Source organism: Nocardia nova (genome assembly GCF_002933465.1).
GTDB lineage: Bacteria > Actinomycetota > Actinomycetes > Mycobacteriales > Mycobacteriaceae > Nocardia > Nocardia nova_B.
Genome location: NZ_PSZE01000005.1, coordinates 202,048 through 215,456, shown reverse-complemented (window position 1 = coordinate 215,456; position 13,409 = coordinate 202,048). Strand labels below are relative to the sequence as shown.

Annotated in this window: 10 protein-coding genes and 2 pseudogenes; 7 read left to right on the top strand and 5 right to left on the bottom strand. The window is 69.4% G+C overall.

Annotated features, from left to right (window positions below):
* Positions 1-262 precede the first annotated feature (262 nt).
* A pseudogene (locus tag C5E41_RS08630) lies at positions 263-1,179 on the bottom strand (pyridoxal phosphate-dependent aminotransferase); the annotation flags it as partial.
* Between the two features lie 8 nt (positions 1,180-1,187).
* Between C5E41_RS08630 and C5E41_RS08625 the strand changes: the two are divergent.
* Positions 1,188-1,562 (top strand): winged helix-turn-helix transcriptional regulator, encoded by a 375-nt coding sequence (locus tag C5E41_RS08625; RefSeq protein ID WP_258080840.1) that lies wholly within the window; start codon positions 1,188-1,190, stop codon positions 1,560-1,562.
* Between the two features lie 14 nt (positions 1,563-1,576).
* On the opposite strand, the gene fadD8 is transcribed toward C5E41_RS08625, so the two are convergent.
* The 4 genes and pseudogenes from fadD8 to C5E41_RS08605 form a co-directional block, all read right to left on the bottom strand.
* Positions 1,577-3,196: a fatty-acid--CoA ligase FadD8 gene (gene fadD8 / locus C5E41_RS08620; protein ID WP_104375297.1), complete on the bottom strand. Its 1,620-nt coding sequence runs from the start codon at positions 3,194-3,196 to the stop codon at positions 1,577-1,579.
* A gap of 32 nt (positions 3,197-3,228) precedes the next feature.
* A pseudogene (locus C5E41_RS36155) lies at positions 3,229-3,396 on the bottom strand (SDR family oxidoreductase); the annotation flags it as partial.
* A gap of 584 nt (positions 3,397-3,980) precedes the next feature.
* Positions 3,981-4,883: a dienelactone hydrolase family protein gene (locus C5E41_RS08610; protein ID WP_104375295.1), complete on the bottom strand. Its 903-nt coding sequence runs from the start codon at positions 4,881-4,883 to the stop codon at positions 3,981-3,983.
* A 58-nt stretch (positions 4,884-4,941) separates the two neighbouring features.
* Complete coding sequence (locus C5E41_RS08605; protein ID WP_104375294.1) at positions 4,942-5,763, bottom strand: DUF3097 domain-containing protein; 822 nt, start codon at positions 5,761-5,763, stop codon at positions 4,942-4,944.
* Between the two features lie 178 nt (positions 5,764-5,941).
* On the opposite strand from C5E41_RS08605, the gene C5E41_RS08600 reads away from it, so the two are divergent.
* From C5E41_RS08600 to C5E41_RS08575, 6 genes are all read left to right on the top strand, one after another.
* Positions 5,942-6,373 (top strand): NfeD family protein, encoded by a 432-nt coding sequence (locus C5E41_RS08600; RefSeq protein WP_104375293.1) that lies wholly within the window; start codon positions 5,942-5,944, stop codon positions 6,371-6,373.
* Positions 6,373-7,617 carry an SPFH domain-containing protein gene (locus tag C5E41_RS08595; protein WP_104375292.1) on the top strand — a complete coding sequence of 415 codons (1,245 nt, stop codon included), beginning with the start codon at positions 6,373-6,375 and terminating at the stop codon, positions 7,615-7,617. The genes C5E41_RS08600 and C5E41_RS08595 overlap by 1 nt, the downstream gene beginning before the upstream one ends.
* A gap of 100 nt (positions 7,618-7,717) precedes the next feature.
* On the top strand, positions 7,718-9,013 hold the full coding sequence (locus tag C5E41_RS08590) for an ABC transporter substrate-binding protein (protein WP_104375410.1): 1,296 nt from the start codon (positions 7,718-7,720) through the stop codon (positions 9,011-9,013).
* Positions 9,010-10,944 (top strand): hypothetical protein, encoded by a 1,935-nt coding sequence (locus C5E41_RS08585; RefSeq protein WP_104375291.1) that lies wholly within the window; start codon positions 9,010-9,012, stop codon positions 10,942-10,944. Before C5E41_RS08590 ends, C5E41_RS08585 begins: the two co-directional genes overlap by 4 nt.
* Positions 10,941-12,659: a hypothetical protein gene (locus C5E41_RS08580; RefSeq protein ID WP_104375290.1), complete on the top strand. Its 1,719-nt coding sequence runs from the start codon at positions 10,941-10,943 to the stop codon at positions 12,657-12,659. The genes C5E41_RS08585 and C5E41_RS08580 overlap by 4 nt, the downstream gene beginning before the upstream one ends.
* 396 nt (positions 12,660-13,055) lie before the next feature.
* Positions 13,056-13,391, top strand: a complete 336-nt coding sequence (locus C5E41_RS08575; protein WP_104375289.1) for a transglycosylase family protein — start codon at positions 13,056-13,058, stop codon at positions 13,389-13,391.
* Positions 13,392-13,409 lie beyond the last annotated feature (18 nt).

Here is a 13,409-nt window from a genome sequence, read left to right as displayed (position 1 = left end):
AACGGCATCCGGAGATGGCTGATCACACCCTGTGCGCCAGTAAATGGTAGCGGGCGGAGGGTGCCGGAGGTGGGTAAGTGGAGAAAGAGGCGGCACGGACGCCCGCGGCCCCGGTCAGGCTTGGTGGGCGGTCCGGCCGCGCCCGAGCGTCCTGCCCGAACCCCGCTTGGGTACGGCGAGCTGGGTGCCGCCGACCGGCTGGGCCGCGGTGTGTGGTGCGTCCGCGGCGGGGGCGGGGCCGTGGTGGACGGGAGGGACGAGGCTATTGCCGGTAGGTGGACAGGAAGCGGCCGATGCGCTCGATAATCGCTTCCAGTTCGTCGGCGTGCGGCAGGGTGGTGATCCGGAAATGGTCGGGAGTGGGCCAGTTGAAGCCGGTGCCCTGCACGATGTGGAGCTTTTCCTGCAGCAGAAGATCGAGCACGAATTGTTCATCGTCGTGAATGGCGTAGACACGCGGATCGATGCGCGGGAACGCGTACAGGGCGCCCTAGGGTTTCACGCAGGTGATGCCCGGTATGGCGGTGAGCGCCTCCCAGGCGCGGTCGCGCTGTTCGCGCAGGCGCCCGCCCGGCAGCGTCAGGTCGTGGATGCTCTGGTGCCCGCCGAGCGCGGCTTGAATCGCTTGCTGCGCAGGGACATTCGCGCACAGCCGCAGCCCGGCGAGCATGGTGAGGCCCTCGAGGTAGTTCTCCGCGTGGCCGGTGGGCCCGGAAACCACGAGCCAGCCGCCGCGCAGGCCCGCGCAGCGATAGGCCTTGGACAGGCCCGAGAAGGTCAGACACAGCAGGTCGGGCGCCAGCGCGGCGATCGAGGTGTGGGTGAGGCGTCGTAGTAGATCTTGTCGTAGATCACGTCGGCGAAGACCACCAGGTTGTGGCTGCGGGCGATGTCGAGGATCTCCCGCAGCACCTCGGGCGGGTAGACGGCGCCGGTGGGATTGTTCGGGTTGATGAGCACGAGAGCGCGGGTGCGGTCGGTGATCTTGGCGGAGATATCGGCCGGATCCGGGTACCAGTCGGCGCCCTCGTCGCAGATGTAGTGCACCGGCCGGCCGCTGTTGAGTGTCGTCGCCGCCGTCCACAGTGGGAAATCCGGTGCGGGAACGAGAACTTCGTCGCCGTTCTCCAAGAGCGCGGTGAGCGCCATCATGATCAGCTCGGAAACGCCGTTGCCGAGATCTGCTGGTGATTCGCGAATTGTGCTCGGGGCCACGCCGATACAGCGATCTTTTCGCCGACCTTCCGGGTATCAGCACCGATATCCTGGCGGCCCGGCTGAAGGATCTGGAACGCGACGGCATACTCACCCACCGCAAGGTGGGGTCGCGATCGGCGGCCGCCGTCTACGAGCTCACACCCGCCGGCACGGTCACGGTTCATATCGGCGACACGGCACCGCACTACGTCATCGGCGCCGCCGGCATCAGTCATCACGAGGGCCCCGCCCCGGCCGCCGACCACGAATTCCGGCTGGATCTGGCGGAGGCGACCGAGATCGCCACCGGGACACGACGTTTCGCCGATGTCGTGGCTGAGCCGGGGCGGGGGGCGCGCTCGTAAGCCGCGGTGACTGCCTACCGCTCGAGCTCGGCGGTGACGAGGGCCTGCACGGCCTTCTTGTCGACCTTGCCCAGCCCCGTCAACGGCAGCGCATCGACCACGATGACGTGTTTCGGAGCTTGTACGGAACCCTTGCGGCGCTTGACATCCTGCTGGATATCGTCGATTGCCGCGGCCACCGCCTCGGAATCGGCGGCGGTGGCCGGGTCGAAGACGACCGCCGCCGTCACGGCCTCGCCCCAGCGGGGATCGGCGACGCCGACGACGGCAACCCCCTGGACGCGAGCGTCGGCGGCGATGACGTCCTCCACCTCGCGGGGAAAGACGTTGAAGCCGCCGGTGACGATCATGTCCTTGCTGCGTCCGACGATGTGCCAGAAGCCGTCGGGATCCGCACGAGCCAGATCCCCGGTGTGCAGCCAGCCGTCGCGGAAGGTCTCCGCGGTGACGTCCGGAAGATTCAGGTAACCGTCGGCCAACAGTGGCCCGGATACACAGATCTCGCCGACCTCGCCGGCGGGCACGCGCTGTCCGTCCGTGCCGATCAGCCCGGTGCGCAGCGCCGCCGACGGGCGCCCGCAGGAGGTGAGCCGAGCCTCGTCGTGCTCGTCCTTGGCCAAATAGCTGATCACCATCGGCGCCTCGGACTGACCGTAGTACTGGGCGAAGATGGGGCCGAATCGCGCGATGGCCTGCGTCAGGCGTTTCGGGTCGATGGAGGAGGCGCCGTAGTAGATCGTTTCCAGCGAGGACAGATCGCGCGAGTCGATATCGGGATGATCGAGCAGAGCGTAGAGCATCGAGGGCACCAGCATGGTCGCCGAGATGCGGTGTTCCTCGATGGCGCGCAGCACCTCGCCGGCGTCGAATCGCGGAAGGACCACGCATTGCCCGCCCTGCAGCACCACCGGCAGGAAGAACGCGGCGCCCGCGTGCGACAGCGGCGTGCAGATCAAGAATCGCGGGCGCCGCGGCCATTCCCATTCCGAGAGCTGGATCTGGGTCATGGTCGCCATGGTGCCTGCGGTACCGATGACGCCCTTGGGCTTGCCGGTGGTGCCGCCGGTGTAGCTGATCGAGACGACGAAATCCGGTGGAATGTCGACCGCTTCGATCGGTTCCGGAGTGTATTGTGCTGCGGCGGAGAGCAAGTCGACGCCGATGTCGGCCAGTTCCTCCGGCACCGGGCCGAGGACGAGGATCCGCTTCAGTTCGGGGACTCGGTCGGCCAGTTCGCGCGCACGCCGGACGAACGCCGGCTGCGGATCGATGACGAGATTCGTGATTCCGGCGTCGGTGAGCACGTGCACGTGGTCGTCGAGCCCGCCCATCGGATGCAGTGCGGTGCGCCGATGTCCGGCGATCTGGCCGGCGCCCAGGATGAACAGCACCTCGGGACGGTTGAGGGCGAGCAGTGCGCTCGGGGTGCCGAGCCCGACCTGGTGGGCGGCGAACGCGGCGATGTACCGGCTGATGGCGTCGATGACGTCGGCGCCGGTGAGGACGGTGTCGCCGAGTGTCATCACCGGCTCGCGCCGATGACGCCGCAGTCCGGCGAGCAGGGCGTGTCCGTTGTGGGTCGGCAGCCGCAGCAGGGTCGCGGGATCGATTGTGCTGGTGTGTGTTTCGGGCATCTCTGTGCTCCTGGAGGTGATGTCGTCCGGGGTCAGGAGGTCTTGTGCGGTACCGCGGTCACCAGGCCGCCGTCCACGACGAACTCCGAGCCCGTCGCATACGAGGATTCGTCGCTCGCCAGGAACAGCACGAAGGTCGCCACCTCCTCGGGCTGCGCAGGACGGCCCAACGGAATCGTCACCAGATCGTCGGGGATGTCACCGATCACGACCTGCGCGCCTTCGGCGACGAGCAGCCGCCCATGGGCCGCACCCACACCTCGCGAGCCCCTGCTGATGAGTGCAATTTTGCCGTCTACACGTCCCATGCCGGTGACGCTACCATCCAAACTGTAACATGTTCTAGATACCGTTCCAGAGCTCTGACCGTGGTGTGCGCCGGTGATCCGTTGTCGGCAGCCCCACAGTCGTAGTGCGCACAGGCAATGCCGGCCGGCTCGCACTGGCCTGATCGACGACCCGCAGGTCGTCGCCGGCTCTGGTTACGGTGTTTCGTAGAGTCAGCCCGGAAATATCAATCGGTGGGTGTGATCCGCAGCAGCACCACGCTGTGTGCGGGAATGTCCGGCGCGACGACACGGCCGTCCGTCACGGTGGTCGTCGTGGTGTCCAGAGGTCGTGCAGGATGTACGAATGTGCCTGTGCGAGACCGGCTTCGGTGGCGGTGGTCGTGAGCGTGAGTGGCCGCTCGCCGGGGTTGAGTTATCCCGGACGGCTGGGCCGGGCGTGCAGGGCGGCCTGTGCCTGGTCGGCGACACCGCGAGCCGGATCGCGCCGGCGCGTCTCAACCGAGATACCGCGCGTACCAGTCGGTGACGCGTTGCCAGGCGGCGGCGGCCGCGGTGGGCTGGTAGTTCGCGCCGGTATCGTTGAAGAACGCGTGATTGGCGTCGTCGGCGACGAAAACCTCCTTTGGCACGCCGGCTCGGTTCAACGCCGCCTCGGCCGCGGGACGCGTGGCGTCGACACGCTTGTCGAGTGCGCCGTAGACGGCGAGAACCGCCGTCGCGGTGGTGATGTCGTCGTCACCGGGGTACGGACCGTAGAAGGGCGTGGCCGCGGCCAGCTCCCGCGTGCCATGGGTGAGCAGCAGCCAGGTGAGACCGCCGCCGAAACAGAAACCCGTGGCGCCCAACTTCTTTCCCGGCACCCGGCGACTCAGTTCCGTCACACCGGCGTGCAGGTCGGCGATGAGACGATCCTGCGGTGCCTTGCCCAGCGCCGCGGTGGCGGCGGCCGGGTCGGTGAAGGTGGCGGTGCCGCCCTCTTCGGAGAGCAGATCCACCGCGAGCGCGGAATAGCCGATGCCGGCGAAACGCCCGGCGACGGAACGGATGTGGTCGGTGAGGCCCTTGTTCTCGTGGATCACCAGGACACCGCCGCGGGGTTGCGCCGCGGCGGCCCAGGCGGCCCGCAGGACACGGCCGTCGGGGCCGGGGAAGGTGATCGCGGTGGGCTGGACCGCGGTCGCGGTTCCGGGCGGTGGGGCCGAGCTTGCCGGCGCGCTGGGCTTCGTCGTCCCCGCCGAGGTGCCGGAGCGCTGCGCGCAGGCGGCCAGCAACGCCACCGCGGCCGGGGTGCCGAGCCCGAGCAGGCTCAGCCGCCGCAGCGCCTCCCGGCGGCTGAGCAGGCCCTCGGCGTGGTCGGTACCGATCTCCTCTGCGATGTAGCGCTGCAGCGGCGTCATATCGGCCAGCGTAACCACGCTGCCCGTGGATCGGCATGCGTACGGCGAACCGGCGTCCTCACTCCGGTTCGGTGACGAAGTCGATGAGCTGTTCCACCGCGCCCAGCAGCGGCGCCTCCAGATCGCGGAAGCTGTCGACGGCGTTGTAGACCCGCCGCCAGCCCTCCGACGGGGTACCCCAGCCGAGACGGCGGCAGACGCCGGTCTTCCAGTCCTCACCGCGCGGCACCTGCGGCCAGGCCTTGATACCGAGGGCCTGCGGCCGCACAGCCTGCCAGATATCGATGTAGGGATGACCGGTCACCAGGACATGGGGGCCGAGGCCGGTGGTCAGATTCGTCTCCTTGGACCCGGTCACCAGGTGGTCGACCAGCACCCCGACCCGGCGGCCGGGCTCCGGGCGGAAGTCGGTCAGTCGCTCGGCGAGGTGGTCGAGTCCCTCCAGATGCTCCACGACCACGCCCTCCACGCGCAGATCGTGGCCCCACACACGCTCCACCAGCGCCGCGTCGTGCACGCCCTCGACCCAGATCCGGCTGGCGCGCGCGACGCGGGCGCGCAGCCCCTCCACCCGCGTCGAGCCCGAGGCGGAGCGGGTCGGTGTGGCCGGCGCGGCCGCTTTCGGACGAACCAGTGTCACCGGCCGGCCGTCGATCAGGAACGCCGCCTCACGTAAGGCGAACAGCCGGACCCTTCCACCTCGATCCTCGAGTTTGACGAAGTCGCCGTCGTAGGTGCGCTCGAAACCGACCACGGCGCCGCAGAATCCGCTGGCCGCGTCCTCGGCGACGAGATCACGTTCGGCGATGACCTGTGGTACCGCGCGCTTGCGGGTTCGAGCGTGTCCGGAATAGATGTCACCGTAGTCGCGCGCACTCACTCGGTCGAAACTACCTGTTTCCCTTGCCGTTCGGCGGGAGGCGAGGCCACGAGCGGCGGTGCGGTCCGGGCGACGAAGGCTCGCGCCCACCGGATCTGGACCGGTGACCGGCGTGTTTGCGTTCGACTCGTCCCGCTGAAAGGCGCGGAAGAACGGACAGGCACGGTACGGTTGACTCGTGGCCGCAATCGTATGGCTGGTCGCGGGAATTCTGCTCGCCGCAGCCGAGATGCTCACCGGTGACTTCACGCTGCTCATGTTGGGCGGGGCGGCGTTGATCACCGCGGGGGTTGCCGGGATCGCGCAGACGCCGGTGGTGATCGACGCCGTGGTGTTCGCCATCTCCGCCGTCGGGCTGCTGTTCGTCGTCCGCCCGATGTTGTTGCGCCGCTTCGCGACTCCACCGCCCACGCCGACGAATGTGGATGCGTTGCCGGGGAAGACGGCGAAGGTGCTGGAGGCGGTGAACGAGAACAGCGGTCAGGTGAAGATCGGTGGCGAAGTGTGGAGCGCACGCCCGTTCGACCCGGCCGATGAATATGCCGAGGGTGAGACCGTCTACGTCATGAAGATCGACGGCGCGCACGCCGTCGTCTGGAAGGGGCCATAATGGCTGTACTGATCGTCGCGATCGTCATCGTGGTGCTGGTCGCGGTGGTGGTCTTCAAGTCGATCGCGCTGGTACCGCAGGCCGAGGCCGCGGTGATCGAGCGGCTGGGCAGATATTCGCGCACCGTATCGGGCCAGCTGACCTTCCTGGTCCCGTTCGCAGACCGGATCCGCGCGAAGGTCGACCTGCGCGAACGGGTCGTCTCGTTCCCCCCGCAGCCGGTGATCACCCAGGACAACCTCACCGTGCAGATCGACTCGGTGGTGTATTTCCAGGTCACCAGCCCGCAGGCCGCGGTCTACGAGATCAGCAACTACATCGCCGCGGTGGAGCAGCTGACCATCACCACCCTGCGCAACGTGGTCGGCGGTATGACCCTGGAGGAGACGCTGACCTCCCGCGACCAGATCAACTCGCAGCTGCGCGGCGTCCTCGACGAGGCGACCGGCCGCTGGGGCCTGCGGGTGGCGCGAGTGGAATTGAAGGCCATCGATCCGCCGCCGTCGATCCAGGAATCGATGGAGAAGCAGATGAAGGCCGACCGTGAGAAGCGCGCGATGATCCTCACCGCGGAAGGTAATCGCGAGGCGCAGATCAAGACGGCCGAGGGTGCCAAGCAGTCGCAGATCCTCGCGGCCGAAGGTTCCAAGCAGTCGGCCATCCTGTCCGCCGAAGGTGAGCGGCAGAGCCGGATCCTGCGCGCCCAGGGTGAACGCGCGGCCGCCTACCTGCAGGCGCAGGGCCAGGCGAAGGCGATCGAAAAGGTCTTCGCCGCCATCAAATCCGGCAAACCGACCCCGGAACTGCTCGCCTACCAGTACATGCAGACACTGCCGCTGGTGGCGAAGGGCGATGCCAACAAGGTCTGGATGGTGCCCAGCGACTTCGGCAAGGCACTGGAAGGATTCGCCCGCAACTTCGGTACCCAGGGTGAGGACGGCGTCTTCCGCTACGAGCCCAGTGACGACGGCGCCGCGAACGGACCCGACGACGATGCCGACGAAGTGGCCGACTGGTTCGACATCAAAACCGACCCGGCCGCGGAGCGCGCGGTGCGTGCCGCCGAGGCCGCGGCGGCCACACCGGTCGATTCGCCGCTGGTCGCGCCGAATCAGCCCCGGCATCTGCCGCCGCAGAGCGCGCCCATCCCGCCGTCGCCGCCGGCGCAGCAGCAGCAACCGGCGCCGCGCCCCGGCGATGCCGGCGGGCGGCCGTGGCAGCCGCCGGAATATCCGGGACGTTAACGGGGTAACCGTATTTCGGCGATGATCCGAATGCCGGTCCGCATATCATGCGGACCGGCATTCGGATTTCGGTGCACGGCAGGCGGACTCGGGGGTGGCGATGGCGACACGGCGGGCGGTGCTGCGTGCCGCGGCGTTGGCGCCGATGCTGACCGCGTGCGCACCCGGTGTGCTGTTCGGCCACCCCGCCTCGGTGCGTATCGCGGTGCCCTGGAGCGGTTCCGAGCTGGCCGCGTTCCGCCGGGTACTGGAGGACACGGGGCTGGGTGCCACGGTCGCCGTGCTGCCGCTCGGCGACGACATCGATACGGCCCTGCAGGCGCGCGGCCGCTCCGCGCCCGATCTGGTGATGTTGCCCGAGGTCGGCCGGATCGGTGAGCTGGCGGGCGGGGTGCTGCGGGCGCTGCCGCCCACGCTGTGGCACGACGCGGCGGGGCCGCGCTATCCGGAACAGTGGCGCTCGCTGCTGTGGAAAGACGGTGCGCTCTACGGCATTCCGTTCAAGGCGGCCGACAAATCGCTGGTGTGGTACGACCGCTACGCGTTCGGCGGCGACCGCCCGCGCGACGACCCGCGCGAGTGGACCGTCTCCCAGTGGCCGCAACGCATCGCGGCGGCGACCGCCCGCCGTCCATTGGCACTGGGCGGTGCCGACGGCTGGGTGCTGGCCGACCTGTTCGGCAATATCCTCTACGGCGAATCCGCGTGGGATTACCAGGATTTGGCCTCCGCCGGCGAGCCGGACCGTCCGCGGGAATGGGATCGCGACGCGGTGCGGGCGACCCTGTACCGACTGGGCTCGCTCTGGGCGCCTCGCGACACCTTCCCGGGCGGAATCGCCGCGACGCTGACCCGGCAATTTCCGGAATCGGTGCGTGAGGTGTTCGAACGGCGCACCGCGGCGATGGTGGTGGCGCCCGATTTCGCGGAACCCATCGTGCGCAGTTGCCTGCGCCGCGCGGGCCGGCCCGCCGATGCGGTGGGCGTCATGCCCTTTCCGGCGGTGGCGCCCGGGGGGCCGCGACCGGCCATCGGCGGTGGCGACGTGATCGTCGCGACCGCGGCCGGCGCTCACGATGCGGTACCGGTGCTCGGCGCCCTGACCGCACCGGCCGCCGTCTCGGCCTGGATCGGCGACTACGGCGGGTTCCTGGCGCCCAGCCCGCGCACGGTCCCGGATCACCCGCTGATGCTGGAAGCGGTTGCAGGCGAGCTGCATTCGTGGACCGCCTTCGATTTCGCCGACCTCATCGGCGCCGCCGGCCGCCGCGACGGCCTGTGGCGGGTATTGACCGACCTGCTCATCACCGTCGGCGACGGCCACGCCGAGCGACTGGACGCGGCGGTCGACCACGCGGTGCGCGCACTCGACGAGTTCGAACGGAGAGCGCGATGACGGCCGGGCACATCCACGCTCACGGGCTGGACCTGGAGCCGGCGCTCACGCGGATCGCCGGTCCGGTGATCCCGGGCCGCCACCCCCGGCGGTGGTCCATGTGGCCGGCCCAGCTGCCCGCACTGCTGCTGATCCTGCTGCTGCTGGTGGGACCGGCTGCCACCACGGTCTGGACCGCGGCCCGCGCCCAGTGGGAGATGGTCGCCTGGTGTGCGCTGCTGGTCGTCCTGGTCGCGGCGAGCACGATGCTGTGGCGCAGGGACGACGCGATGCGCGCGGTGGCGGCGGCGGCCGTGCGTGGCCGCTGGACCTTGCTGCGAAACCGATTGTGGCCGACGGTTTTCCGCCGCGGGACGCCCGGTGGCGCGAGCATCGTCGCACGGGTGCGGTGGCGTTCGCTGTGGTGGCCCGTCCTGGTGGTCGCGCTCGCGGTCACGATCCGCGGAATCGGCGTCGAGCTCGGGCCCGGTGGGCGCGGCGCCTACGTTCGGACGCTGGTATGGGTGCTGTGCGCGCTGGCGGTCCTGGTCCTCGCCCTGGAACTGGCCTGGCGTGGCCGCCGTGGCTGGTGGCCGTGGCAGCCGCTGATCCTGCCGTTCGGCGTGTCCGCGTTCGTCGCCGGACTTGCCCTGCGCCTGCTGGCCGAGAACCCCGACTACCGGATGCCGGTTCCCGGGGTGACGGGCCAGCGCACCTGGTTGATGACCACGCTGATCGTGGCCTTCGTCTGGTGCTGGCTCGGTGCGCTGTTCGCGCTGTTCCGCGCCGCGATCGCCGCCATCGAAGCCGATCCCGTACGGCGCGGCTATCTCGAGGATGCGCGCGGCGTGGCGCGAACCCGGGCCCGGCTGTTCGAACTGATGCGGCCGGTGTTGCTGATTTTGGGACTCGTCGTCGCCGTCGCGGCGGCGCGGATCTTCGACATCATCCTGATCGCGGTACCGGGATCGTTGCAGTACTCGCTCGACTCGGCCACCGTGCACTGGTGGCGGCTGGTCTCGGATCCCGATGCCGATCCCGGTGTGGCCGCGGCCTATTCGCTGCCGCTGGCGGTGCTGATCGGTTCGGCGGCGTGGATTCTGCAGACCGACGTGCGCCGCCACCGCGTCGGCTGGATGCGCCGCCCAGCTGTCGATCCGGTCCGCAGCAAGCGCACCGCGCGCGGCGTCCTGCGGGTCGTGACGGTCTCGCTGCTCTCGCTGGGACCGCTGCTGGCGTTGGCGGTGTTCAGCTGGGTCGGCGCCGACGGGCCCGCCTTCGCCGGGACCGGTTCGGTCTGGCAGCACCGAGAGTTGTTGCATGCCATGGCCAATACCGGCTGGGTCGCGGTGTGGGCGACCGTCCTGGTCATCGGTGCGGCCTTCCCGGTCGCCCATCAACTCGCCGCGCGGCCCGCCGATGCGCTGCGTTCGCGGCTCGCGGTGGTGGTGCTGGTGGTGTTCACCGTCCTGCCCGCGCAGCTCTACGTCGGGCCGATCCGGCGCGTCATCGAGCGGATGGGATTGACCGGGACATCGTTCTCCTCGCTGATCGTGGTGCATGCCGCGATCGGCCTGCCTATCGCGATCCTGATTCTGCGCGGGGCGCTGCTCGCGCCCTCGGACGGCCCGGCCGCCGACGCCCTGCACGGTCTGGCCAAACCGTGGGCCGTACTGGGCCGCGTGGTGTCCACCGCCTGGCCGGCCGTCGGCGCGGTCGCGGTGCTCGAACTGATTCAGGTGTGGAACGACTTCTTCATCGGACTCATGGTCAGCGGCGCCGACGTCAGTCCCTGGTCGCTGCTGCTGTGGGGCGACGCCCGGCAATTCCAGGAGAACGCCGCCCATCTCGCGGCCGGGGCCCTGCTGTCGACGATCCCGCCGGTGCTGCTGTTGCTGGTGACCTGGCGTCGCTTCCTGGTTCCGGGATTGACGGGCGGCTTCGTGCGATGAGCGGCGGCCACTCCCACCGGCCCGAGCACGACATCGCGTCGCAGCTCATCGCCACCCCGAAATCCTCGATCTGGCAAGGCTTTCTGGGTGTGGCCTGGGTGATGTCGTCGTCGCTGCTGCTCGAGGTGGTGGCGAAACTGCTGGAGGGTTCGGTCGGGCAGAGCCGGGTGCTGAACTCGCTGGCCGGAGTGTTGCGCTGGGTGGCGGTCGCGGTGGTGGCGGCCGCCGCGCTGTATGTGCTGTGGCGCAAGACGATGGATATGCGCGAGGGTGCGCGTATCCGCCGGGAACTGGATCTCACCGCGGACCTGGTCCAGCCGCCACCCGTGGTCGAACGGACCGTCGCGGCACTGCCCGCGTCCGCACCGGCGGGGGCGCGTCCGCTGGACGCGGCCGACTCGGCCGCCGCCGCCGTCTTGCGGGCGCTGCCGTTCGCCGACTACGAGGCCGCCGCGCTCTACGACACGGTGACCGCGATGCTCGACAGTGCGACAGTCCTGCCGGGGGAGCAGGCGGTGGTCCGGCGTTCCACCGGCGAGGTTCTGATCCGGCTCGCCGCCCACGGCGTGCTCGTCCACCACGGACACGACCGATTCGCAGTGAACAAGACCACGAGCTCGCCGGACCTCGCCGTGATCCGCCGCACACCGCAGTGGCGCGCCGCGTGGCCGGCGCTGATCCGGCACTACTCCGATCGGGCGACGCGCTGGGCGGTGGCCCTGGATTCGGATCGGCTCGGCGCCGGCGCGCATCGGTGGTTCACGGGATCGGCGGACCGGCTGGCTGAGCTGGTGCGCCGCTGCGCCGATTGCGACCACGGCATCGAACTCGACATCCCCGCCCTGGCCCGTATCGCCGACGCACTCGACCTCTGGTACGCGCGGATCGGGGAGCCCTTCGACGGTCCCGCGGCGCGGGCGATGGTGGCGCTGAGTGAGGCGGCGCATCCGCAGATCCACGAATTGGCCTCGATTCGCTGCGGGCTGCCGCCCGGCACCACGACACGCCGGCGATGGCCGCGTCCGCTCCGGAGGCGGCGACGCGGCCGCCCGCGCCGGAGCACGGGCCTGCACGCTCGCCGCGCGCACGCGGAGGCGATGCGGGAGTTCGATCGCTTGCCGGGCGGGGAGTACCCGCTGCCCGAGATCGTGGCCGGATTCGAGCGCGCCTGGTGGCTGCTGCCGCGTCGCGATATCGCCGCGGAGGTCTGTGCCCTGAACGACCTCGCCATCGCACATCTGTACGAAGGCCGCCTGGACGCCGCGCGCGACCGTCTCGAGCTGGCCGAAACTCTGACCCGCGGCGGGCGTAATCCGACCGGGCGGGCACACACCTTCGAGACGCTGGGGCTGCTGTGGTGGATGCGTGGTGAGCCCCGGCGTGCGATGCGCTGGTGGCTGCTGGCGCTGACCCGCTATCGCGATCTCGGTCACGAACTGGGAATCTGCCGGTGTTTGCAGCATCTGGGCAGCGCCGTCGCGGTGACACCCGAATACGGTGGTCTGCTGCTCGCGGGGCCGCTGAGCACCGGAGAGGTCCTGCGTCAGGCCTCCGGCTGGCTGGCCTATGCCGCGCAGTGCCGTCCGGGCGGCGCGGGCCGGGTGCCCGCCCTCGCATCCCGCTACCGTCGGCGTGTCGCGGATGCGCTGGAGAATGCACAGGTCGCGCCGCTGGAGACGGTGGACCGGTGGCCCGTCACAGTGGCCGAGCGTTAGCCCTCCGACCGGCCCGTATCGGCATCCGCCGGCGACTCGAGCCCGCGAAACCACCGTTTCGGGCATTGTCATGCGACGAGGATCACTATATCTCAGTGATCTCGATCACATAACGTTTATATAACTACAGTAATGTAATGCGCGCTTATCCCACTATGCGCTGCGTAAACGGGAATATCCTCCATGCTGGGTTGAGACAGTTCGGTTGTTATCGCAACGTGATGTACCGAGATTTCTCCGTTACCGTCATCTGCAGCTCGGAATTCCGGGCTGACGCTCGAATCGCTGAACACCGGCAACCCTGTCCCGCGGTTCGAGTTCGACCCCGACAAACCTGGGGGCAGGGACCCGAAATCGTCACCATCGGGCCGGCTGGGCGCAGGCAGGAAAAACCACATGTCTCGTAACCGTAAGTTCAGCACTCGCGCACTCGGCTTCGCCGCCGTCGCCGGCGCCATCGTCGCCGTCCCCTTCGGCCTGACCGCTACCGCGTCTGCCGACGGCGGCCACGACTGGGATGCCGTGGCGCAGTGCGAGGCCAGCGGCAACTGGGGCGCCGATACCGGCAACGGTTTCTACGGCGGCCTGCAGTTCACCCAGAGCACCTGGGAGGCCAACGGCGGCAGTGGCAACCCGGCCAACGCCAGCCGCGCCGAGCAGATCCGCGTCGCGGAGAACGTGCTCGCCAGCCAGGGCCCCGGCGCCTGGCCGGTCTGCGGCGCCAACCTGTAAGGTTCGCCGCCCGCGGTT